The sequence below is a fragment of the Pseudomonas sp. Irchel s3b6 genome, assembly GCF_900187415.1.
In the GTDB taxonomy this organism is placed as follows: domain Bacteria; phylum Pseudomonadota; class Gammaproteobacteria; order Pseudomonadales; family Pseudomonadaceae; genus Aquipseudomonas.
This window is the reverse complement of the sequence record NZ_FYDM01000002.1, coordinates 249,713-273,461: the sequence shown is the minus strand read 5'-3', so window position 1 is coordinate 273,461 and position 23,749 is coordinate 249,713. Positions and strand designations below refer to the sequence as shown.

11 protein-coding genes are annotated in these 23,749 nt (G+C 62.1%); 7 read left to right on the top strand and 4 right to left on the bottom strand.

Annotation, left to right across the window (positions count from 1 at the left end):
* Nucleotides 1–222 precede the first annotated feature (222 nt).
* Together CKW07_RS04755 and CKW07_RS04750 are read left to right on the top strand one after the other, a co-directional pair.
* On the top strand, nucleotides 223–13,236 hold the full coding sequence (locus tag CKW07_RS04755) for a non-ribosomal peptide synthetase (protein WP_095143824.1): 13,014 nt from the start codon (nucleotides 223–225) through the stop codon (nucleotides 13,234–13,236).
* Nucleotides 13,237–13,493: 257 nt separating this feature from the next.
* Entirely contained in the window at nucleotides 13,494–14,318 is an 825-nt protein-coding gene (locus tag CKW07_RS04750) for an alpha/beta fold hydrolase (RefSeq protein WP_095143823.1), read from the top strand.
* Between the two features lie 69 nt (nucleotides 14,319–14,387).
* Here the strand turns inward: CKW07_RS04750 and CKW07_RS04745 are convergent, their stop codons facing one another.
* Complete coding sequence (locus tag CKW07_RS04745; protein ID WP_095143822.1) at nucleotides 14,388–15,005, bottom strand: TetR/AcrR family transcriptional regulator; 618 nt, start codon at nucleotides 15,003–15,005, stop codon at nucleotides 14,388–14,390.
* A 133-nt stretch (nucleotides 15,006–15,138) separates the two neighbouring features.
* Between CKW07_RS04745 and CKW07_RS04740 the strand changes: the two genes are divergently transcribed.
* Entirely contained in the window at nucleotides 15,139–16,053 is a 915-nt protein-coding gene (locus CKW07_RS04740) for a DUF808 domain-containing protein (protein WP_095143821.1), read from the top strand.
* Between the two features lie 100 nt (nucleotides 16,054–16,153).
* On the opposite strand, the gene CKW07_RS04735 is transcribed toward CKW07_RS04740, so the two are convergent.
* The gene (locus CKW07_RS04735; RefSeq protein ID WP_095143820.1) at nucleotides 16,154–16,942 is read right to left on the bottom strand and encodes a VacJ family lipoprotein; all 789 of its coding nucleotides are present in this window, start codon (nucleotides 16,940–16,942) and stop codon (nucleotides 16,154–16,156) included.
* Nucleotides 16,935–18,233 carry a serine/threonine protein kinase gene (locus CKW07_RS04730; RefSeq protein ID WP_095143819.1) on the bottom strand — a complete coding sequence of 433 codons (1,299 nt, stop codon included), beginning with the start codon at nucleotides 18,231–18,233 and terminating at the stop codon, nucleotides 16,935–16,937. Before CKW07_RS04730 ends, CKW07_RS04735 begins: the two co-directional genes overlap by 8 nt.
* Nucleotides 18,234–18,455: 222 nt before the next feature.
* Between CKW07_RS04730 and CKW07_RS04725 the strand changes: the two genes are divergently transcribed.
* On the top strand, nucleotides 18,456–18,830 hold the full coding sequence (locus tag CKW07_RS04725; protein WP_095143818.1) for a hypothetical protein: 375 nt from the start codon (nucleotides 18,456–18,458) through the stop codon (nucleotides 18,828–18,830).
* Nucleotides 18,831–18,852: 22 nt separating this feature from the next.
* Here the strand turns inward: CKW07_RS04725 and CKW07_RS04720 are convergent, their stop codons facing one another.
* Nucleotides 18,853–20,448 carry a glycosyl hydrolase family 17 protein gene (locus CKW07_RS04720; RefSeq protein ID WP_095143817.1) on the bottom strand — a complete coding sequence of 532 codons (1,596 nt, stop codon included), beginning with the start codon at nucleotides 20,446–20,448 and terminating at the stop codon, nucleotides 18,853–18,855.
* 281 nt (nucleotides 20,449–20,729) lie between these two features.
* Here CKW07_RS04720 and CKW07_RS04710 point away from each other — a divergent pair, with 281 nt between their 5' ends.
* The 3 genes from CKW07_RS04710 to CKW07_RS04700 all read left to right on the top strand — a co-directional run bounded on the left by CKW07_RS04710 (nucleotide 20,730) and on the right by CKW07_RS04700 (nucleotide 23,740).
* A complete protein-coding gene (locus CKW07_RS04710) occupies nucleotides 20,730–21,578 on the top strand; it encodes a glycine betaine ABC transporter substrate-binding protein (protein ID WP_095143816.1) in 849 nt (282 codons plus the stop codon).
* A 195-nt stretch (nucleotides 21,579–21,773) separates the two neighbouring features.
* A complete protein-coding gene (locus CKW07_RS04705) occupies nucleotides 21,774–22,085 on the top strand; it encodes a DUF485 domain-containing protein (protein WP_095143815.1) in 312 nt (103 codons plus the stop codon).
* Nucleotides 22,082–23,740: a cation acetate symporter gene (locus CKW07_RS04700; RefSeq protein WP_095143814.1), complete on the top strand. Its 1,659-nt coding sequence runs from the start codon at nucleotides 22,082–22,084 to the stop codon at nucleotides 23,738–23,740. The genes CKW07_RS04705 and CKW07_RS04700 overlap by 4 nt, the downstream gene beginning before the upstream one ends.
* Nucleotides 23,741–23,749: the final 9 nt, after the last annotated feature.

Here is a 23,749-nt window from a genome sequence, read left to right as displayed (position 1 = left end):
CGCTGAGAGCCGTGAACCGCTGCGCTGAGCCTCAAGCACGGACTAATTATTTCGATTCTCCATCCGTTCTCATTGGTGAATGGCACCGGGCAAAGGCCCCGGTTTCGCCGCTTTACCAAGCCTTGCACGGTCGGCAAAGACCGCGTCCTGCACGTTCTTGAATGGACGTAGCGCAAGAAAAAACCGACTCCATTTGCAAGCCGAATTCAGGCAGGAACCCTCATGAGCGACGTGTTCGAACTCCCCAGCACACTGGTCCAAGCCCTCCAGCGCCGCGCGGCCCTGACGCCGGACCGGATGGCCTTGCGCTTTCTTGGCGAAACGCCGGAGCAGGGCGTCGTCTTGAGTTACCGCGAGCTGGACCTTCGCGCGCGAACCCTGGCAGCGGCCCTGCAGGCGCAGACACAACCCGGCGATCGTGCGGTGCTGTTGTTCCCCAGCGGCCCGGATTACGTCGCGGCGTTTTTCGGTTGTCTGTACGCCGGTGTTATCGCGGTGCCGGCTTATCCACCGGAGTCGGCGCGCCGTCATCATCAGGAGCGCCTGCTCTCGATCATTCACGATGCCGAGCCGCGCCTGTTGCTGACCAGCACCGACCTGCGTGATTCATTGCAACAAATCAGTGAGCTGAGCACCGTGCACGCGCCGCAATGGCTGTGCATCGACGAGTTGGACCGTTCGCTGGCCGAGCGTTGGCAGGTACCGTGCCTGCAGGCTGATGACATCGCCTTCCTGCAATACACCTCGGGCTCCACGGCACTGCCCAAAGGCGTGCAGGTCAGCCACGGTAACCTGGTCGCCAACGAGTTGCTGATCCGCCGGGGATTTGGCATCGACCTGAACCCGGATGACGTGATCGTCAGCTGGTTGCCGCTGTACCACGACATGGGGCTGATTGGTGGCCTGCTGCAACCGATCTTCAGTGGTGTGCCTTGCGTATTGATGTCGCCGGCGTACTTCCTCGCACGACCGTTGCGCTGGCTGGAAGCGATCAGTGAGTACGGCGGCACCATCAGTGGCGGTCCGGACTTTGCCTATCGGCTGTGCAGCGAGCGGGTAAGCGAGTCGGCGCTGGAGCGTCTGGACCTCAGTGGCTGGCGCGTGGCCTATTCCGGCTCCGAACCGATTCGTCTCGACACCCTGGAGCGTTTCGCCGAGAAGTTTTCCGCCAGCGGGTTTACCCCGGACAGTTTCATGGCGTCATACGGGTTGGCCGAGGCCACGCTGTTCGTGGCAGGCGGTGCGCGCGGCCAGGGTATCCCGGCGCTGCGTCTGGACGAGCAGGCGCTGGCGCAGAACCGTGCCGAACCTGGCGAGGGTGGCGCCATCATGAGTTGCGGCCACAGCCAGCCTGAACACGCGCTGCTGATCGTCGAGCCCCAGGCGCTGACGGAACTGGCTGACCAACAGGTCGGTGAAGTCTGGGCGGCCGGGCCGAGTATCGCCCATGGGTACTGGCGTAACCCCGAAGCCACGGCGCAGACCTTTGTCCAGCATGCAGGGCGCACCTGGTTGCGCACCGGCGACCTGGGCTTCCTGCGCGATGGCGAACTGTTCATCACCGGGCGCTTGAAAGACATGCTGATTGTGCGCGGCCATAACCTGTATCCACAGGACATCGAACAGGCCATCGAGCGTGAAGTGGAGGTGGTGCGCAAAGGTCGGGTCGCGGCCTTCGCCGTGAATCATCAGGGCCAGGACGGTATTGGTATCGCCGCGGAAATCAGCCGCGGCGTGCAGAAAATCCTGGCGCCCGAGACGCTGATCAAAGCCATTCGCCAGGCGGTGGCCGAGGCCTTTCAGGAGGTCCCCAGCGTCGTGGTGTTACTCAATCCCGGTGCGTTGCCAAAGACCTCGAGCGGCAAGTTGCAGCGCTCGGCGTGTCGCAGTCGGCAGGTCGATGGCAGCCTCGACGCCTACGCGCAGTTTCCCGGCGATGATGAGCCCGCCGCTGGCGAGCCTCGATCGGTGTCGGCACTTGAAAGCCTGATCGGCCAGATCTGGTGCGATCACCTGCACGTCGAGCACGTGAGTGCCGACGATCATTTCTTTCTGTTGGGCGGCAACTCCATCGCCGCCACGCAGGTGGTGGCGTGCCTGCGCCAGGCGTTGGGCCTGGAGTTGAATCTGCGCCTGCTGTTCGAGGCCCCGACCCTCGCGACATTTGCCTCGGCAGTGGCACGCCAACAACAGGACGGCGGGCAGGCCTTGGGCACCATCAAGCCCTTGGCGCGCAACGCAGCATTGCCGCAATCGCTGGCGCAAAACCGGTTGTGGATTACCTGGCAACTGGAACCGCAAAGCAGCGCCTACACCATTCCCGGTGCCTTGCAGCTGCGTGGCGAACTGGATGAAGACGCCTTGCGCGGCAGTTTCCAACAGTTGATCGAGCGCCACGAATCCCTGCGCACGCGGTTTTTCGAACGGGACGGCCAGGCGCTGCAGCAGGTCGACCCCGCCTGTGAGTTCAACCTGCAATTGATCGATATCAGCGACCTGCCGCTGGCCGAGCGTGAAGCCCGCGCCCGGCAGATTCGTGAGGACGAGGCCCGCACCCAGTTCGATCTGGAGAACGGCCCGTTGTTCTGGGTCACCCTGGTACGCCTGGACGATGAAGAGCACCAATTGCTGGTGACCCTGCATCACATCATTGCCGATGGCTGGTCGCTGAACGTGCTGATCGACGAGTTCTCGCACCTGTATGCCGCCGCTGTCCAGGGCCAGACCGCTGCCCTTGCCGCCTTGCCGTTGCAGTATGCGGATTACGGCAGTTGGCAACGCCAATGGCTGGCGCAGGGGGAGGGCGAGCGGCAACTGGCTTACTGGAAGCAGCAGTTGGGCGACGAGCACCCGGCCCTGAACCTGGCGACCGATCATCCACGCTCTGCCCAGGCGTTGCGCAGCGCAGCACGCTACACCCAGCGACTGGACGCTGGCTTGAGCGAGGCGATTCGCCAGACCGCCCAGGCTCTTGATGCGACGACCTTCATGCTGTTGCTGGCAGGGTTCCAGAGCCTGTTGCATCGCTATAGCGGCCAGCGCGATATCCGGATTGGCGTCCCCAATGCCAACCGTCCGCGCCTGGAAACCCAGGGGCTGATCGGCTTCTTCATCAACCCCCAGGTGCTGCGCGCCGAAGTGGATTCGCGTCTGCCATTTGTCGAACTGCTGGCGCAAACCCGCGCCCGCGCACTGGATGCCCAGGCCCATCAGGACCTGCCGTTCGAGCAACTGCTCGAGGCGTTCCCGCAAGCCCGCGAGCAGGGTCTGTTCCAGGTGATGTTCAACCATCAACAGCGTGACCTCGGTGCCCTGCGCCGCTTGCCGGGGCTGCTCGCCGAGGAGCTGTCGTGGCACAGCCGCGAGGCCAAGTTCGACCTGCAACTGCACAGTGAAGAGGACCGCAATGGCCGCTTGAGCCTGTCCTTCGACTACGCCGATGAGCTATTCGATGAAGCGACGGTCCAGCGTCTGGCCCGGCACTTGGTCAACCTGTTGCGCGGTGTTTGCGAGCAGCCGCAACAGACCATCGGCGACCTGTCTCTGCTTGAACCCAGCGAACACGCCGAGCAAGCACAGTGGAGTGTTGCCCCCCGCACCACGGCGAACCAATGGCTACCGGAGTGGCTCAACGAGCAAGCGCGCCTGACCCCGCAACGCATCGCCCTGATGTGGGAGGGCGGGCAACTGGGCTACGCCGAGCTGCACGCCCAGGCCAACCGCCTGGCCCATTACCTGCGCGACAAAGGCGTGGGGCCGGACGTCTGTGTGGCGATTGCCGCCGAGCGATCGCCGCAGCTGTTGATCGGCGTGCTGGCGATCATCAAGGCCGGTGGCGCCTACGTGCCGCTGGACCCGGATTACCCGGCCGAGCGCTTGGCCTACATGCTCGAAGACAGCGGCGTGACGCTGCTGCTGACCCAGAGTCAGCTGCTGCAACGCCTGCCGACAGCGGTGGGTGTCAGTGTCATCGCCATGGACACCCTCAACCTTGACAGTTGGTCGAGTCATGCACCGGGGCTGCACCTGCAGGGCGACAACCTGGCCTACGTGATTTACACCTCCGGCTCCACCGGCCAGCCCAAGGGTGTCGGCAACACCCATGGGGCACTCAGCGAACGGCTGCAGTGGATGCAGGCCACCTACCGCCTCGATGAAAGCGATGTGCTGATGCAAAAGGCGCCGATCAGTTTCGACGTGTCGGTGTGGGAGTGTTTCTGGCCGTTGATCACTGGCTGTCGTTTGCTGCTGGCAGGCCCTGGGGAGCATCGCGACCCCCAGCGCATTGCCCACCTGGTGCAAGCTTTCGGCGTGACCACGCTGCACTTTGTACCAGCGTTGTTGCAGCTGTTCATCGACGAGCCCACGACGGCCGCATGCACCCGCCTGCGCCGCCTGTTCTCCGGTGGCGAAGCCTTGCCTGCCGAGTTGCGCAACCGCGTGCTGGAGCAATTGCCGGCGGTACAACTGCACAACCGCTACGGCCCGACTGAAACGGCGATCAACGTCACCCATTGGCACTGCCACACGAGCGATGGCGAACGCTCGCCGATTGGCCGGCCGCTGGGCAATGTGGTGTGCCGGGTGCTGGACAGTGATTTCAATCCGCTGCCGGCCGGAGTCCCCGGCGAGCTGTGCATCGGTGGTACCGGCCTGGCTCGGGGGTATCTGGGACGACCCGGGTTGACCGCCGAACGCTTTGTCGCCGATCCGCTGAGTGAACAAGGGGCGCGTTTGTACCGCACCGGTGACCGCGTGCGCTGGAGCGCGGAGGGTGCTCTGGAATACCTCGGACGTCTCGATCAGCAGATCAAACTGCGTGGCTTCCGGGTCGAGCCGCAAGAAATCGAAGCACGCCTGCTGGCACAGGACAACGTCGCACAGGCCGTGGTACTGGTGCGTGACACCGTTGCCGGCGTGCAGTTGATCGGCTACTACACGGTGGTCGATAGCGTTGAAGCGCCAGAGGCGAAAAGCCTGCGCCTGAAACACGCACTGGCTGCCGAGCTGCCGGAGTACATGGTCCCGGCACAGTTGGTGCGGCTGGGCACAATGCCCTTGAGCCCGAGTGGCAAGGTCGACCGCCGTGCCTTGCCGCAACCCCAGTGGCAGGTGCGTGAGCAGATTGAACCGGTCACGGCGCTGGAGCAGCAGATCGCCGCGATCTGGCGTGAAGTGCTGGGCCAGGCCCAGGTCGGTCTGCGCGATGACTTCTTCGCCCTCGGCGGCCACTCGTTGCTGGCCACCCAGATCATCTCCCGGACCCGGCAGGCCTGCGACGTCGAGTTGCCGCTGCGGGTGTTGTTCGAGGCCAGCGAGCTGGGTGACTTCGCCGAGCAGGTGCGCTTGATTCAAGCGTCGGGTCAGCGCAACCAACAGCCGCCGATCGAGAAAGTCGACCGCAGAGCACCGGTGCCGTTGTCCTATTCCCAGCAGCGCATGTGGTTCCTCTGGCAGATGGAGCCGGACAGCCCGGCCTATAACGTTGGCGGCATGGCGCGTTTGCGCGGGCTGCTGGATGTCGGGCGTTTCGAGGCGGCGTTGCAAGCGCTGGTCATGCGTCACGAAACCCTGCGCACCACCTTCCCCAGCGTTAACGGTGTGGCCTGGCAGCGGGTTCATCCGCAAACCGGCCTGCGCATGGACTGGCAGGACTTTTCGACGCTGGACGCTGACCTGCGCGAGGAGCGAGTCCAGCAACTGGCCGACCGTGAAGCGCACACCGCGTTCAATCTGGAAACCGGGCCGTTGCTTCGGGCCTGCCTGGTCAAGACCGCCGAGCACGAGCACTACCTGGTACTGACCTTGCACCACATCGTCACCGAAGGCTGGGCGATGGATATCTTTGCCCGTGAGTTGGCGGCCTTGTACGAAGCCTTCCTCGATGATCGGGGGTCGCCGCTGGAACCGTTGCCGGTGCAGTACCTGGATTACAGTGTCTGGCAGCGTCAATGGCTGGAGTCCGGCGAGCGTCAGCGTCAGCTCGACTACTGGACTGCACAGCTGGGCCATGAGCATCCGCTGCTGGAGCTGCCGGGTGACCGCCCAAGACCTGCGGTGCAAAGTCATCGGGGCGAGCTGTTTCGCTTTGATCTGAGTGACGACCTCGCCACACGGGTGCGCACCTTCAATGCACAACAGGGCCTGACCCTGTTCATGACCATGACCGCCGCCCTGGCCGTATTGCTCTACCGCTACAGTGGCCAGACCGACTTGCGTATCGGTGCTCCGGTGGCCAACCGCATTCGCCCGGAAAGCGAAGGGCTGATCGGTGCGTTTCTCAACACCCAGGTCCTGCGTTGTCAGCTCGACGGGCAGATGACGGTGACCGAGTTGTTCGAGCAGGTTCGCCAGCGAGTCATCGAAGGTCAGTCCCACCAGGACCTGCCGTTCGATCACTTGGTAGAAGCCTTGCAGCCACCGCGCAGCACGGCCTACAACCCGCTGTTCCAAGTGATGTGCAACGTTCAGCGCTGGGAGTTCCAGCAGAGCCGTTCGCTGGCCGGCATGACGGTCGAGTATCTGGCCAACGATGCACGGGCGACCAAGTTCGACCTGAACCTGGAAGTCACCGAACTCGATCATCGGTTGGGTTGCTGTTTCACCTACAGCACCGATCTGTTCGATGAGCCGCGCATCGCCCGCATGGCCGGGCATTGGCGCAACCTGCTGCGTACCTTGATCAGCGACCCTGAACAGCGACTCAGTGAACTGCCGTTACTGGGCGCCAGCGAGCAGCAACAGCTGTTGGCCAGCCTTGCGCAAGCGCCGGGCGAACATCGCCTGGACCAGTGCATTCATCACCTGTTCAGCGAGCAGGTGTTGGCGCGCCCCGACGCGCCGGCCTTGACCTTCGCCGCTCAGACCTTGAGTTATGCCGAGCTGGATCGTCGCGCCAATCGTCTGGCCTGGGGGCTCCGTGAGCGGGGCGTCGGCCCGCAGGTGCGGGTCGGCCTGGCGCTGGAGCGCTCGCTGGAAATGGTCATCGGGCTGCTGGCGATTCTCAAGGCGGGCGGTGCCTATGTGCCGCTGGACCCGGAGTACCCGCTGGATCGCCTGCACTACATGATCGAAGACAGTGGCCTTGGCCTGTTGCTCAGCGACGCGGCGATGTTCGAGGCGCTGGGTGAACTGCCGCCCGGTGTGGCGCGTTGGTGCCTGGATAGGGATGCCGTGCGACTGGTGAATTACCCGGACTGCGAGTTGCCCCTGATCAGTTCGCCGCTGGATCCGGCCTACCTGATCTATACCTCCGGCTCCACCGGCAAGCCCAAGGGCGTGGTGGTAGCCCACGGCGAAATCGCCATGCATTGCCGCGCGGTGATCGAGCGCTTCGGCATGCGTGCCGATGACTACGAACTGCATTTCTATTCGATCAACTTCGATGCCGCCACCGAGCGTCTGTTGGTGCCATTGCTCTGCGGTGCACAGGTGGTGTTGCGGGCTCAGGGGCAATGGGACGCGCAAGCGATCTGCCAGCTGATTCGTCAGCACCGCATCACTGTTCTCGGCTTCACCCCCAGTTACGGCAGCCAGTTGGCGCAATGGCTGGCCACCCAGGGGGAAACCCTGCCGGTGCGCATGTGCATCACCGGTGGCGAAGCCTTGACCGGGGAGCACCTGCAGCGAATCCGCGCAGCCTTCCAGCCGAGTCTGTTTTTCAATGCCTATGGCCCGACCGAAACCGTGGTCATGCCATTGGCCAGTCTGGCCCCGCAAAACCTGGAGGAGGGCGCCGGCAGCGTACCGATCGGCCGTGTGATCGGTGACCGCGTGGCCTACATTCTCGACGCTGACCTGGCGCTGGTGCCGCAAGGCTCGACCGGTGAGTTATACATTGGCGGGGCCGGTCTGGCCCAGGGCTATCACCAGCGTTCGGGGATGACTGCCGAACGCTTTGTCGCCGACCCGTTTGCCGCTCATGGCGGGCGGCTGTACCGCACCGGCGACCTGGTGCGCCAGCACATCGATGGCCTGGTGGAGTACCTGGGGCGCATCGACCATCAAGTGAAGGTTCGCGGTTTCCGCATTGAACTCGGTGAAATCGAAACCCGCCTGCTGGAACATCCGGCGGTACGTGAAGCGGTGGTGTTGGCGCTCGATACCCCAAGCGGCAAACAGCTGGCCGGCTACCTGGTCAGTGAGGTGGCCGAACAGGACCTGGCGCAGCAGGCAACGCTGCGCGACTCGCTCAAGGCGCACCTGAAAACCCAATTGCCGGATTACATGGTGCCAACGCACCTGATGCTGTTGGCTCGCTGGCCGCTGACGGCCAACGGCAAGCTTGACCGCCGTGCGCTGCCCACACCGGACCTGGATCTCAATCGCCAAGCGTACGTCGCCCCGAGCAACGCGCTGGAGCAGACGCTGGCCGGTATCTGGTGCGACGTGTTGAACGTCGAGCAGGTCGGCCTCAACGATAACTTCTTTGAACTGGGCGGCGATTCGATCCTGTCGATCCAGGTCGTCAGTCGGGCACGTCAGCAGGGTATTCACTTCAGCCCACGGGACCTGTTCCAGCATCAAACGGTGCAGGCGCTGGCGGCAGTGGCCACGCGTACCGAACAGGTCATGGCCGAGCAAGGCCTGCTCACGGGTGAGTCGGCACTGACGCCGATTCAGCATTGGTTCTTCGAGACCGATATGGCGGCGCGTCAGCACTGGAACCAGGCGCTGTTGCTGGAGCCTACGGTGAACCTTGAACCTCATCGACTGGAGCAAGCGTTGCTAGCGGTGGTCGAGCAGCATGACGCCTTGCGCCTACGCTTCACGCCAATGGCCGGGCAATGGCGAGCCGAGCATCAGGCGCTGACGGATGCCGCCTTGCTGTGGCAAGTCCGGGTACCGGACCTGGACCACTGTGAAGCGCTGTTCGCCGATGCCCAGCGCAACCTGGATCTTGAGCAGGGTCCGCTGATGCGAGTGGTGTTGGTCGATGGGGCCGAGGGTGGGCAACGTCTGTTCATTGCCATTCACCACCTGGTGGTCGACGGGGTGTCGTGGCGGGTGTTGCTGGACGATCTGCAGACTGTCTACCGTCAACTCGAGGCGCAACAGGCCGTGCGCCTGCCGGCGAAAACCAGCGCGCTACGTGACTGGAGCGCACGCTTGCAGGCCTATGCCAGCAGCGAATCCCTGCGCGAAGAGCTGCTCTGGTGGCAAGAGCAACTGGCCACGGCCCGGTCCGGGCTACCCTGCGATCACCCTGAAGGTGGCCGGCAGCAGCGTCACGCACAAACTGTCAGCGTACGGTTGAGCGCCGAGCAGACTCGGCAATTGCTGCAACAGGCGCCCAGTGCTTACCGGACCCAGGTCAACGACTTGCTGCTCACCGCCCTGGCCCGCGTGCTGTGCCGCTGGAGCGGCAATGACTCGGCGCTGATTCAGCTCGAAGGCCACGGCCGTGAGAGCCTGTTCGACGAGATTGACCTGACGCGCACCGTCGGCTGGTTTACCAGCGCCTACCCCTTGCGCCTGACACCCGAACGCATCGAAGACGCGACCGGGCAGGGCGCTTCGATCAAGGCCATCAAGGAACAACTGCGTGCAGTGCCGCACAAGGGGGTGGGGTATGGTGTGCTGCGCTACCTGGCCGATGACGCGTGCCGGCAGCAGATGGCGGCACTGCCGCAAGCGTCAATCACCTTCAACTACCTGGGTCAGTTCGATCAGAGCTTTGGCAACGACGCGCTGTTCCAGCCATTGGATCAACCCGTCGGTGCCGCTCATGACCCGGATGCACCGTTGCCCAATGAACTGAGCATCGACAGCCAGGTGTATGGCGGTGAGCTGTTGTTGCGCTGGACCTTCAGCGCGCAGCGCCATGATGGGCAGACCATCCGCGAATTGGCGCAGGCCTACCTCGACGAATTGCAGGGCCTGATCGCCCACTGCCTGAACGACAATGCCGGAGGCCTGACACCGTCAGATTTCTCGCTGGCGCAACTGACCCAGGTGCAGCTCGACGAGCTGCCGGTTCCCGCCTCGCAGATTGAGGACCTGTACCCGCTCACGCCGATGCAGGAAGGCATGTTGCTGCACACCTTGCTGGAACCGGGCACTGGCCTGTACTACATGCAGGACCGTTACCGTATCCACAGTGAACTTGACCCGCAGCGATTCGCTCAGGCGTGGCAGGCGGTGATCGCTCGGCACGAAGCCTTGCGGGCCTCGTTCTGCTGGGACATCGGCGCGCAGATGCTGCAGGTTATCCACACGCCGGGCAGCACCCCGATCGAGTTCCTGGACTGGAGCTCGGTGGCCGAAGATGAGCAGGAGCCCAAGCTGCAAGCCTTGCTCAAGGCCGAACGCGAGGCCGGCTTCGACCTGCTCCACCAGGCGCCGTTCCACCTGCGGCTGATCCGCGTCGGCGCGGCACGCTACTGGTTCATGATGAGCAACCACCACATCCTCATCGATGCCTGGTGCCGATCCTTGTTGATGAATGACTTCTTCGAGATCTACACGGCAATGGGCGAGGGGCGGGAGGCGCAACTGGCCGTGGCACCGCGCTATCGCGACTACATTGGCTGGCTGCAACGCCAGGACATGGCCGAGGCACGCCAGTGGTGGAAGCACAATCTGCAAGGCTTTGAACGGACCACGTCGATACCGGGTGACCGTCCGTTCCTGCGTGAACACGCGGGTGACAGTGGCGGCATGATCGTCGGTGACTGCTACACCCGGCTGGACGCCCGCGCCGGCGCGCGACTGCGGGAGCTGGCCCAGGCCTATCAATTGACCGTCAACACCTTTGCCCAGGCGGCGTGGGCCCTGGTCCTGCGACGCGTGAGCGGTGATCGCGACGTGCTGTTCGGCGTCACCGTGGCCGGGCGTCCGGTGGAGATGCCCGAGATGCAACGCACGGTGGGGCTGTTCATCAACAGCATCGCCTTGCGCGTCAAGCTGCCCGAAGACGATCAACCCTGCAGTGTGCGCCAATGGCTGAGCGATCTGCTGGACAGCAACATGCAACTGCGCGAGTACGAGTACCTGCCGTTGGTGAACATCCAGGAACAGAGCGAACTGCCCAAGGGCCAACCCCTGTTCGACAGCCTGTTCGTGTTCGAGAATGCCCCGGTGGAAGTCTCGGTGCTGGACCGTGCGCAAAGCCTCAACGCCACCTCGGACTCGGGCCGAACCCACACCAACTTCCCGCTGACGGCGGTGTGCTATCCGGGGGATGACCTGGGGCTGCACCTGTCCTACGACCAGCGTTACTTCGACGCCTCCACGGTCGAACGCATGCTTGGCGAGTTCAAGCGACTGTTGATTGCCCTGATCGATGGTTTCCACGGCGACATGGCGGACTTGCCCTTGCTGGGCGAGCAAGAGCGGGACTTCCTGATCAACGGCTGCAACCAGAGCGAGCATCACTACCCGCTGCAGCAGAGCTATGTCGAACTGTTCGAAGCCCAGGTCGCCGCGTATCCACAGCGCATTGCCGTCAGTTGCCTGGACCAGTGCCACAGCTACAGCGAGCTCAACCAGCGAAGCAACCGCCTGGGTCATGCCCTGGTGGCAGCGGGGGTGCGGATGGATCAGCCAGTGGCGTTGCTCGCGGAACGCACTCCAGACCTGCTGGGGATGATCATCGGCAGCTTCAAGGCCGGTGCCGGTTACCTGCCGCTGGACCCGGACCTGCCGAGTCAGCGCCTGAGCCGGATCATCGAGCTGAGCCATACGCCGTTGCTGGTGTGCAGTGCGGCGTGCCGTGAACAGGCAGTGGCATTGCTGGATGAGTTCGGTTGTGCCAATCGACCTCGCTTGCTGGTCTGGGAGGAGGTGCAGGCGGGTCAGGCCCCGGTGCATAACCCGGGGATCTACAGCGGCCCGGATAACCTGGCCTATGTGATCTACACCTCCGGTTCCACCGGTCTGCCCAAGGGGGTGATGGTCGAGCAACGCGGCATGCTCAATAACCAGTTGAGCAAGGTGCCCTACCTGCAACTGAGCAAAACCGACGTAATCGCGCAGACCGCTTCGCAAAGCTTTGATATCTCGGTCTGGCAGTTCCTTGCCGCACCGTTGTTCGGTGCACGGGTGGACATCGTGCCGAACGCCATCGCCCATGATCCGCAGGGACTGCTGGCCCACGTGCAGGCCCAGGGCATCACCGTGCTGGAGAGTGTGCCTTCACTGATTCAGGGCATGCTTGCCCAGGAGCGGATGTCATTGGACGGCTTGCGCTGGATGTTGCCGACGGGCGAGGCGATGCCACCTGAACTGGCGTACCAATGGTTGCTGCGTTACCCGGATATCGGGCTGGTCAATGCCTATGGCCCGGCGGAATGCTCGGATGACGTCGCGTTCTTTCGCGTCGACCAGGCCTCGACTCGCGGCAGTTACTTGCCGATTGGTACGCCGACCGACAACAACCGTTTGTACCTGCTTGATGGTGCACTGGAGCTGGTGCCGCTGGGGGCCGTGGGCGAATTGTGCGTGGCTGGCACGGGGGTGGGGCGCGGTTATGTCAGCGACCCGCTGCGTACCGCCCCGGTGTTTGTGCCCAATCCGTTTGGTGCCCCGGGCGAGCGCCTGTATCGCAGCGGCGACCTGGCAAGGCGGCGTCCCGACGGTGTGCTTGAGTACGTCGGCCGCGTCGACCATCAGGTGAAGATCCGCGGCTACCGCATCGAGTTGGGGGAAATCGAGGCGCGCCTGCATGAACAGCCAGAGGTCCGCGAAGCGGCGGTCTGCGTGCAGGAAGGTGTCAACGGCAAGCACCTGGTCGGCTATCTGGTGGTCAGCGATTCGACTCAGGATCAAGGTGAACAACTGGAGGGGATCAAGCAACGCCTGCGCGCCGTGCTACCCGACTACATGGTACCGCTGCACTGGTTGTGGCTGTCGCGCATGCCGCTCAATGCCAACGGCAAGCTCGATCGCAAGCAGCTGCCGGCGCTTGCGATCGGGCAGTTGCAAAGCCAGGACTACCAGGCGCCGGGAACGGAGCTTGAGCAAACCCTGGCGGACATCTGGGCGCAGGTGCTGAAAGTCGAGCAGGTCGGGGTTCGCGACAATTTCTTCGAACTGGGCGGTCATTCACTGCTGGCCACGCAAATCGCCTCGCGGGTACAAAACGCCTTGCAGCGGGATGTGCCGCTGCGTGCGATGTTCGAGTGCAGCACGGTGCAGGCGTTGGCGATGTACATCGAAGGGCTGTCCGCGACGGACATCACCGCGGAGAAGGTGGACCGATTGAATGACCTGATGGCGGAACTGGAGGGGCTGTAGTTTTGCAGCGCTTGTAAGTGCCACTTGTCCGGAGCGCCGCCCGGACCGGGCTTGCTCTCTCACGGCATCGGTGTCGCAGGCTTCGTGTGGGAGCGGGCTTGCCCGCGACAACGACCGCGTAGAGGTGGGTGGTCGGTAGCGCTTGTGCGCGGTGGCCTTGTCACATGCGCTATTGAAGCCGGAATTGACGCTCATACCTGCGCGGGACAGTCTGCCGGACCATTTCTGACAAGCACACTGTGCAAAGGAGACAACGGATGCCCTTCGTTACGATTGATGGACAACCCCTTCACTATATTGACCAAGGTGTGGGCCCTGCGGTGCTGTTGGCCGGTAGTTACTTGTGGGACCAGGCTATGTGGGCGCCACAGATTGCGGCCTTGTCGCAACAGTATCGGGTGATTGCCCTGGACCTGTGGGGACACGGTGAGTCCGGGTCGCTGCCCCAGGGCACGGCCTCCCTGGATGACCTGGCGCGCCAGGCCCTGGCGCTGCTCGATCACCTGGACCTTGAGCATGTGACGCTGGTCGGCCTTTCGGTCGGCGGCATGTGGGGGGCGCGCCTGGCCCTGTCCCACCCGCAGCGCATCAACGGCCTGGTGCTGATGGACACCTACCTCGGCGCCGAACCCGAGGCCACCCGGCAGTACTATTTTTCGTTGCTCAAGCAGATCGAGGAGGCGGGTGCGATTACGCCGCAGATTCTCGATATCGTGGTACCGATTTTCTTCCGGCCGGGAATCGACCCGCAGTCACCGCTTTATCAGCAGTTTCGCGCATCACTGGCAGCCTTACCGCCTGAGCGTTTGCGCGAGAGCATCGTACCGCTGGGGCGGATCACGTTTGGTCGAGAGGATGTGTTGGCGTGTCTGAGTCAGTTGAACCCGCAAGCCACGCTGGTGATGTGCGGTGACCAGGACACTCCAAGACCGCCTTCGGAAACCATGGAAATGGCAGAGTTGATTGGCTGTCCCTATCGACTGGTGCCTGAAGCCGGACATATCTCCAATCTGGAAAATCCGCGGTTTGTCACTGAGGCCTTGTTGGCGTTCCTGGCTGACAGGCATCCGTGCAGCGGTTGATTGGAATTCGCAGGCCGCCCCCATTCGGCGGGCGGTACTGCATGGATCAAGCAGGCCCGCGATGGCGGGTCACTCGGCCCTGCGATCCGGCTCGCAGCCCTTGAGCACCAAGCGGATAATTGTCTGCGCCGCCGCTTCGTAATCCTCGTCATCCAGCTTGGCCTTGCCGGTGATGGCGGTGATCTGCCAGTCGAAGTCGGCGTAGGTCTGGGTCGCGGCCCAGATGCTGAACATCAGGTGATGGGGGTCGATGGGGGCGATCTGGCCGCGATCGATCCAGGTCTGGATGCAGTCGATGTTGTGCCTGGCCTGGCCGTTGAGCTGCTCCACCAGGTCGGCGCTCAGGTGTGGGGCGCCGTGCATGATTTCGCTGGCAAACACTTTGGAGGCAAATGGCAGGTCGCGGGAGATGTGGATCTTCGAGCGAATGTAGCCGCCGAGCACTTCGCTGGGCTCGCCGTCGGCGTTGAACGGCGTCGAGGCCTGCAGGATCGGCTCGATGATGCTTTCCAGGACCTCGCGGTAGAGGTTTTCCTTGGACTTGAAGTAGTAATAGACGTTGGGCTTTGGTAACCCCGCCTTGGCCGCGATATCGCTGGTTTTGGTCGCAGCGAAGCCCTTGTCGGCAAATTCTTCACTGGCGGCACGCAGGATCAGTTCTTTATTGCGCTCGCGGATAGTGCTCATAAAACAGGTGATTCCTTGCCTGTACTGGCGGTTGCGCATGGTAGCACCGGCCTCGCGCGACGCTCAAGAATGCCCTTACGCAGTGTGGCAGGCTATGCTGCACATCACTTATTCACGAAGGACACCCTGAGCCATGGCAGGAAGCAGTTTGCTGTTGTTGATCGATGACATTGCCGCGGTGCTCGACGATGTTGCGTTGATGACCAAGTTGGCCGCGAAAAAGACCGCCGGCGTCCTGGGTGACGATCTGGCGCTCAATGCCCAGCAGGTGTCTGGCGTGCGCGCCGAGCGGGAAATTCCGGTGGTCTGGGCGGTGGCCAAGGGCTCGTTCATCAACAAACTGATCCTGGTGCCATCGGCGCTGGCCATCAGCGCGTTCATTCCCTGGCTGGTCACGCCACTGCTGATGCTGGGGGGGGCCTACCTGTGTTTTGAAGGGTTTGAAAAGCTGGCGCACAAGTTCCTCCACAGCAAGGCCGAAGATCAGGCCGAGCATGCGCAGTTGGTCGAAGCCGTGGCTGACCCGGCCGTCGATCTGGTGGCCTTCGAGAAGGACAAGATCAAGGGCGCGGTGCGCACCGACTTCATCCTCTCGGCGGAAATCATCGCCATCACCCTGGGCACCGTGGCCGACGCGCCGCTGACGCAACAGGTGATTGTGCTGTCGGGGATTGCCATCGTCATGACCGTCGGTGTTTACGGTCTGGTGGCGGGCATCGTCAAGCTCGACGATCTCGGCTTGTGGCTCACGCAGAAACCGGCGCAGGTGGCCAAAAGCATCGGGGGCGCGATCCTGCGGGCTGCACCGTACTTGATGAAAAGCCTGTCGGTGATCGGTACGGCCGCGATGTTCCTGGTCGGTGGCGGGATTCTCACCCATGGCGTGCCCGCGGTACATCACTGGATTGAAGGTGTGAGCCAGAGCGTTGGCGGCTTCTCGTGGATCGTGCCGAGCTTGATGAACGCCGTGGCCGGGATTGTGGCGGGGGCGGTGGTGCTGGCCGGTGTGATGATGGTGAGCAGGGGCTGGCGCGCGGTCAAAGGCTGAGCAAGCAATGTACGCTCGCTCCCACAAAGGATAGGGGATGACAGGTGCATGAAAAAGGCCATTCGATGCGAGTCGAATGGCCTTTTTGTTGCCAGCGTGATTACTCGGCGATCTGCAGCTTGCGGGCTTCGCTGTAGACGTAGCGTACCTTCTCGTACTCGAACGGCGAGTTTGTCTGGCCGTAGCGGAAGCGGGTCTGGTAACGCTTGTCGATGCCACGCAGGATCAAGATTTCCGGATGGTTCTCGCTGACTTCCGACACGTTCAGGAAGTTGATCGCTGACTCTGCCGTGTAGTCGACCACCAGCCCGCCGGTGTCGCGCAGGTTCGAGGGGCCGAGGATCGGCAGCATGAGGTAGGCGCCGCCCGGAACGCCGTAGAACCCCAGGGTCTGCCCGAAGTCTTCGCTTTGGCGTGGCAGGCCCATGGAGGTCGCCGGATCCCACAGGCCGGCGATGCCGACCGTGGTGTTGAGCAGCAGGCGCCCGGTGGTTTCCAGTGAGCGCTGGCCCTTGAGTTGCAACAGGCTGTTCACCAGATTGGGCACGTCACCCAGGTTGTTGAAGAAGTTGCTGACACCGGTGCGCAGAAAGCTCGGGGTGATATAGCGGTAACCGTCGACCACCGGCAGGAACACCCACTGGTCGAAGCGGTAGTTGAAGTGGTAGACCCGACGGTTCCACGACTCTAGCGGGTCATAGACGTTCAGGGCGCTGAGGGTCGAGCGCTCGAATTCGCGCTGGTCCAGCCCCGGGTTGAACTTGAGTTTGGTCAAGGGTTCGGTGAAGCCGTCCGGATCTACCACGGTCGGGGTGTTGGCCTTGCTGTTGTCGGCATTGGCATAACTTGCGCAGAGCAACGCAGCGAGAAACAGGAGAGGTTTAGCCACGGAAGAACTCCAGCATGTCGTCGGCGTTGACGCGATAGTTGAGGTTGCCGCAATGGCCGCCGTGAGGGTAGACCGTCAAGCGGTCGCCGAAAGTCTTGCGCAGGAAGCCCAGGTCGCCAGGGCCAAGGATCACATCGTCAGCGTTGTGCATGACGGCGATTTTCGGGCTGTCGTGCAGGTAGTCCTTCAGTGCGTACAGGCTGACCTGGTCGATCAGTTGCAGCAGGCTGCCGCCGTCGGTGCGCGCGCGCCACATGGGAATCACCTGCTCGGTGAGGTAGCAATCGAAGTCGCATTGCAGGGCGCGTTTGAAGAACGGCGTCAGGCTGGTGCCTTCGGCGATCGGGTACTTGGGCGGGGTGATCAGGCCGCGGCGGTTGACCAGGTCCGAGGTGTAGGCGATGTCGGCGGCCGAGAAACGGAACGAGGTACCGATCAGCATGGCCATCTGTTCGTTGGTCAGATGCTCTTTTGACTGCTGGAAGTCATAGACCAGCGCATCGTTGAGGTCGATGTAGCCTTTTTCCTGGAAGTAGCGGGTCAGCTTGTTGAGGACCAGTTCATAAAACGTGGTGCTGTTGTTGATGCCCTTGACCTCGGTTTGCACCATCTTGTCGAGGTTGGTCACGGAGGTATAGAGGTTCACCGGCGGATTGAGCAGCAGGACTTTCTTGAAGTTGAAGCTGCGCCGGGTTTCGTCCAGATGGGCGACGAAGGCCGCATCCAGTGCGCCCAGGCTATAACCGGTGAGGTAGTAGTCGGTGACCGGCAGATTCGGGTTGTGCGCGCGCACGGCTTGCATCACGCGGTACATGTCCTCGGCATCTTCCTTGCTCACGCCCGGGGTGGCGAAGCGGGACGCGGAGGCAATGAAGTCGTAGCTGGTGGGCGAGGACAACTGGACGACGTGATAGCCGGCCTTGTAGTAGAGGCGCTTGAGGTATTCGTTGAGGCTGCTGTCGTAGCGTGCGCCGGTGCCGGCGATCAGGAAAATCAGCGGTGCGGCGTGGTCCTGGGTGGCCATGCGGTAGGTGAGTTTTTTCACCGCCCAGAAGTTGTCCGGCAATTCGAAGGCGCGCTCGGGGCGCAGCGCCAGGCTGTAATCGCCCTGATTGATATCTTCGTCCAGTGGCAGCTCTGGCCTCAGTTCTGGCGGTGTCGTGGCAATCGTCGCTTCAAACGGGTTGGTAAGCGGGTAGCCATAACTGGCGGCATCTATATCTATCGCCAGTGCGGACGCACTCAGGATAAGGCCGCCGAAAAGGGCAGCGAAGCGCAAGGAACGGAGCATGACTAAATCCCTTAGAGGAAGGTGCCTAATGAAGTTCGCAGGCTATGACCACAGGTTTCGCGCCAAAGTGCCATGCATCGGCACCAAAGTGGCTGAGTGGTGGTCAATAGTAGCCGGACGATACACTTTGCAGGCATTTGATGACCAGTTATCTGTTGAATGCGTTTGTTTCGCGGCCTCGTGCGATTAAGCTGGGCGCCGTTTTGCCTCTCGGAGAGTTTCATGTCCCGCCGTTTACCCGTGATATTGCTGTGCATCGTACTGCCGCTATGGCTGGTCGCCAGTTATGGTGCGCGTTATGGCTTTATGGAAGATGCCCAGTGGGTCGGCATTTGCGTGGATCAGGCCAGTCGCTGGGAATGCCAGTTGCGCTCCGGGCTGGGGTTGATGATTCACTTCAAGGTCATGGGCTGGGCCGCGTTGGCCGCGGCGCTGGCCGGTTTTTTCGCACCGGAGCGGGCGGGCTGGTGGCTGGCGCTGCTGGCGCTGATGTTCGGTTTCCCTGCACTGGCCCTGTACAACACCAGCCTGGCGGTGTTTGCGGTGGTGATTGCGGGGTTGCGGTTGGTGCGGGCACCGGCTGCTTGCCCGCGATAACCCATCGGCAGGCGAATGGCCGTCAGCCTTTGCGCACTCGCAAACTGCGCCACAACGCGGCAACCATCAACCCACTGACCAGTGCCCAGCCCCAGGCTTGCTGATTGAGCAAGCCTTCGCGATACAGTTGCGGGGCGATGCCGGCGCCGATGATAAAGGTCAGCAGGGCGATTTCACGGCGAGGAACACTGACCGGGCGAATCAGGTAAACCAGTGCTGGTAGCAGCAGGGCGGCGCTTGGGAAGCTGCGATAACGTGGCTCGAACACCAGTCCCAGCATCATCACCGCACCGGCAAAGCCTGCCGCGGCCAGCAGCCAGCCGGCGCGACGCTCCAACGCATTGAAGGCGCGTTCACGCCAGCCGGTTCGGGTACTCAGGGTCAATGCTGCATGGGTCAGAACCAGCAGGTTCAGGGTGACGAGCACAACGGCCCAGATCCATTCATCGGCAGAGCGGCTGGTGACGCGCGCCAACTCGGCAAAGCTTCCGATAGAGCAGGCCGCGACAGCGCCCAGCAGCGGCAATATCAATGCTGAACGGGTGCTGCGCACGCGGCCTCCCAGCATCAACGCGCCGAGGAATATCAGCCCGCCCACGGCCAGCCATTGCGGCCAGTACGGCAGGTTGCTGACCGGGCCTGCGAGAACGCCCTTGTCCTGGCGGTCGGCGTCGAACAACCCCCAGTAACCACCGACCGCGCCTTCGCTGCCGCGTTTCCAGGGTTGGTCGAACGCTTCGATCAGGTTGTAGTGCCAGCCTTGCTGTTCGGCCATGGCGACAAAGCCGCGAATGAAGCGGGCTTCGTTGACCCGGCTGGGCACGGCGGTTTCCCGCTGGCGGCCTTCGCTCGGCCAGCCGGTCTCGCCAATCATCACGTCTTTGGGGGCGAAGCGATTGCCGAACACCTGGCGTACCTCGGCGACGTGTTGCAGGGCGGCGTCGATGTTCGACGGATCGTCTTCCCAGTACGGCAGCAAGTGGATGGTGAGGAAATCCACTGTCGGGGCGATTTCAGGATGTTTGAGCCAGAATTCCCAGACGTCGGCGTAGGTCACCGGTTGTTTGACCTGGCTTTTGACGTGACTGATCAGCTTGGCCAGTTGCGCGCCAGTGATTTCCTTGCGCAGTAGGGCTTCGTTGCCGACGATCACCGCAGTGACCACGTCCGGGTTGGCGTTGGCTTCGGCGATCAGCAGCTCGACTTCCTTGGCGGTGTCCACCGGGTTGCTGTTGACCCAGGCGCCGATCATCATTTTCAGACCGTGCTTGCGCGCCAGGTCCGGCAGGGCTTCGAGGCCGGTCATCGAGTAAGTGCGGATGCATTCAAAACGGGTCGCCAGCAGCGCAAGGTCGGCGTCCATGCGCTCGGGACGCAGGTTGAATGGCACATCGAACGGCGACTGGTCTTTATCGAACGGGGTGTAGGAGGCGCACTGCAGTTTGTGCGTGGCGCTGGCAGCATCCGGTAATACCACCGGTTGGCCGAGGCCGTACCAGTAGCCACATAAGGCAAAAAGGCCGAGCAGGCAGGCAAACAGATAAGCGAAAAAAGGGAAGCGCGAGCTGGCGGGCATGGTCAAGCCATCCGGGAACAAAGCCGCGCATCTTACCTGCATTTGCCAGAGGCTTGGTGGGCTGCATGATTTTGATATGCAAAGTTCGGGCGGGAGTTGCCAGGGTAATTCGTCGGGGTGTCGTTACTGGCTTTCTGATGTCGTTTCTCGCTGCCTTGAGGTCGCTCGTAGAGCAGGTCGCCGAGGTCGCGAGGTTGATGATCGAGGTATCAGTACTCCGCTGATGTTCGAACGAGTTTGCGGTGAGGCGTGATGGAGGCGCTGTGCACATACGTTGACGCTGCTCGGCATTCGTCGGGCGCAGCACTTTCGGGGAAGTAACGATGAAGATGCGACGACTCTTAGGCGCCGGTGCCGCTCTGGCACTGGCGATCGGCTCCACGCAGGCATTTGCCGACAGCAAAACCCTGAGCATCGGCTATGTCGACGGTTGGTCCGACAGCGTGGCGACCACTCACGTGGCAGCGGAGGTGATCAAGCAGAAGCTCGGCTATGACGTGAAGCTGCAAGCCGTGGCGACCGGGATCATGTGGCAGGGCGTGGCCACGGGCAAACTCGATGCCATGCTCTCGGCCTGGCTTCCGGTGACCCACGGTGAGTACTGGACGAAGAACAAGGACAAGGTGGTCGACTACGGTCCCAACTTCAAGGACGCAAAAATCGGCTTGATCGTGCCGGAGTACGTCAAGGCCATCTCCATCGCTGACTTGAAGGATGACACCACCTTCAAGAACAAGATCGTCGGCATCGATGCCGGTTCAGGCGTGATGCTCAAGACCGACCAGGCCATCAAGGACTACGGCCTGGACTACAAACTGCAGGCCAGTTCCGGTGCCGGGATGATTGCCGAGCTGACCCGCGCGGAAGAGAAGAAAGAGTCCATTGCCGTGACCGGCTGGGTACCGCACTGGATGTTCGCCAAGTGGAAGCTGCGCTTCCTTGACGATTCCAAAGGCGTTTACGGCGCAGCGGAAACCGTCAATAGCATCGGCAGCAAGGGGCTGGAGAAGAAGGCGCCGGAAGTCGCCAAGTTCTTGCATAACTTCCAGTGGGCCTCGAAAGACGAAATCGGCGAAGTCATGTTGGCGATTCAGGATGGCGCCAAGCCGGATGTCGCGGCCCGGGATTGGGTGGCCAAACACCCGGAACGAGTGGCCGAGTGGGTCCAGTAATTTAATTCGACGCGTCTAGTCAGCACCTTCCAGGCCCGCTTGGCATTTTTGCCTCGCGGGCCTTTGTTTTTGTCCGCGTTCAATGGGTGAAACCGACACTTTGCGTTCTAAGACTAAGGTCGTCTGGAACCTCTCCTTGAGCCGCATAGAGTGGATAACGTTCCAACACATATCTGTGCTGCGAGGATAAAAACAATGAACGACAGCATTTACCTCTCGATTCAAAACAGCCCGCGCTTCAAGGAGCTGGTTCGTAAAAGGGAAAAGTTCGCCTGGATACTATCGGCGATCATGCTTGGGCTGTACTCCGGATTCATTCTTCTGATCGCTTACGGGCCGCACGTACTGGGGGCGAAGATCAGCCCTGAGTCGTCGATTACCTGGGGCATTCCGATTGGTGTGGGGCTGATTGTTTCGGCCTTCATTCTGACCGGCATCTATGTACGACGCGCCAACGGCGAGTTCGACGATCTCAACAATGCGATTCTGAAGGAGGCCAAGCAATGATCCGGCGCCTATTTGCAGTCCTGGGCCTCGCCGCCTTCGCCCCCGCCGTTTGGGCGGCCGAGGCACTCACTGGCGAAGTGCACAAGCAACCGCTCAATATTTCGGCAATCCTGATGTTCGTGGCCTTTGTCGGCGCGACGCTGTGCATCACCTACTGGGCCTCCAAGCGTAACAATTCGGCTGCTGACTACTATGCGGCGGGCGGCAAGATCACCGGTTTCCAGAACGGTCTGGCGATTGCCGGTGACTACATGTCGGCGGCGTCCTTCCTGGGGATTTCCGCGCTGGTGTTCACGTCCGGCTATGACGGCCTGATCTACTCGATCGGCTTCCTGGTGGGCTGGCCGATCATTCTGTTCCTGATCGCCGAGCGTCTGCGTAACCTGGGTAAATACACCTTTGCCGACGTGGCGTCCTACCGCCTTGGGCAGACCCAGATCCGCACCCTGTCTGCCTGCGGTTCGCTGGTGGTGGTGGCGTTCTACCTGATCGCGCAAATGGTCGGTGCCGGCAAGCTGATCCAGCTGCTGTTCGGCCTGGACTACCATGTTGCGGTGATCCTGGTAGGCATCCTGATGTGCATGTACGTGCTGTTCGGCGGCATGCTGGCAACCACCTGGGTGCAGATCATCAAGGCCGTGCTGCTGCTGTCCGGTGCCTCGTTCATGGCGCTGATGGTGATGAAGCACGTCAACTTCGACTTCAACATGCTGTTCTCCGAGGCGATCAAGGTTCACCCGAAAGCTGAAGCGATCATGAGCCCGGGCGGCCTGGTGAAAGATCCGATCTCGGCGTTCTCCCTCGGTCTGGCGCTAATGTTCGGTACCGCTGGCCTGCCGCACATCCTGATGCGCTTCTTCACCGTGAGTGATGCAAAGGAAGCTCGCAAGAGCGTGCTCTATGCAACTGGCTTCATCGGCTACTTCTACATCCTGACCTTCATCATCGGCTTCGGCGCGATTCTGCTGGTCAGCACCAATCCGGAATTCAAGGATGCGGCGGGCGCCCTGTTGGGCGGTAACAACATGGCGGCGGTGCACCTGGCCAACGCGGTGGGTGGCAGTATTTTCCTGGGCTTTATCTCGGCGGTAGCGTTCGCCACCATTCTGGCGGTGGTTGCCGGCCTGACCCTGGCCGGTGCATCGGCGGTGTCGCATGACCTGTATGCCAGTGTGATCAAGAAGGGCAAGGCCAACGAGAAGGATGAAATCCGTGTCTCGAAAATCACTACCATTGCCTTGGCGGTGCTGGCGATCGGTCTGGGGATCCTGTTCGAAAGCCAGAACATCGCGTTCATGGTAGGCCTGGCGTTCTCCATTGCCGCGAGCTGTAACTTCCCGGTGCTGCTGCTTTCCATGTACTGGAAGAAGCTGACCACCCGTGGGGCGATGATTGGTGGCTGGCTGGGTCTGGTCAGTGCGGTGGGCTTGATGGTGCTGGGTCCGACCATCTGGGTGCAGATCCTGCATCACGAGAGGGCGATCTTCCCGTATGAGTACCCGGCGCTGTTCTCGATGATGATTGCGTTTATCGGGATCTGGTTCTTCTCGATCACTGACAAGTCGACGGCGGCGGACAATGAGCGGGCGCTGTTCTTCCCGCAGTTCGTTCGTTCGCAGACTGGGTTGGGGGCGAGTGGGGCGGTTTCGCACTAAGGTTTGATG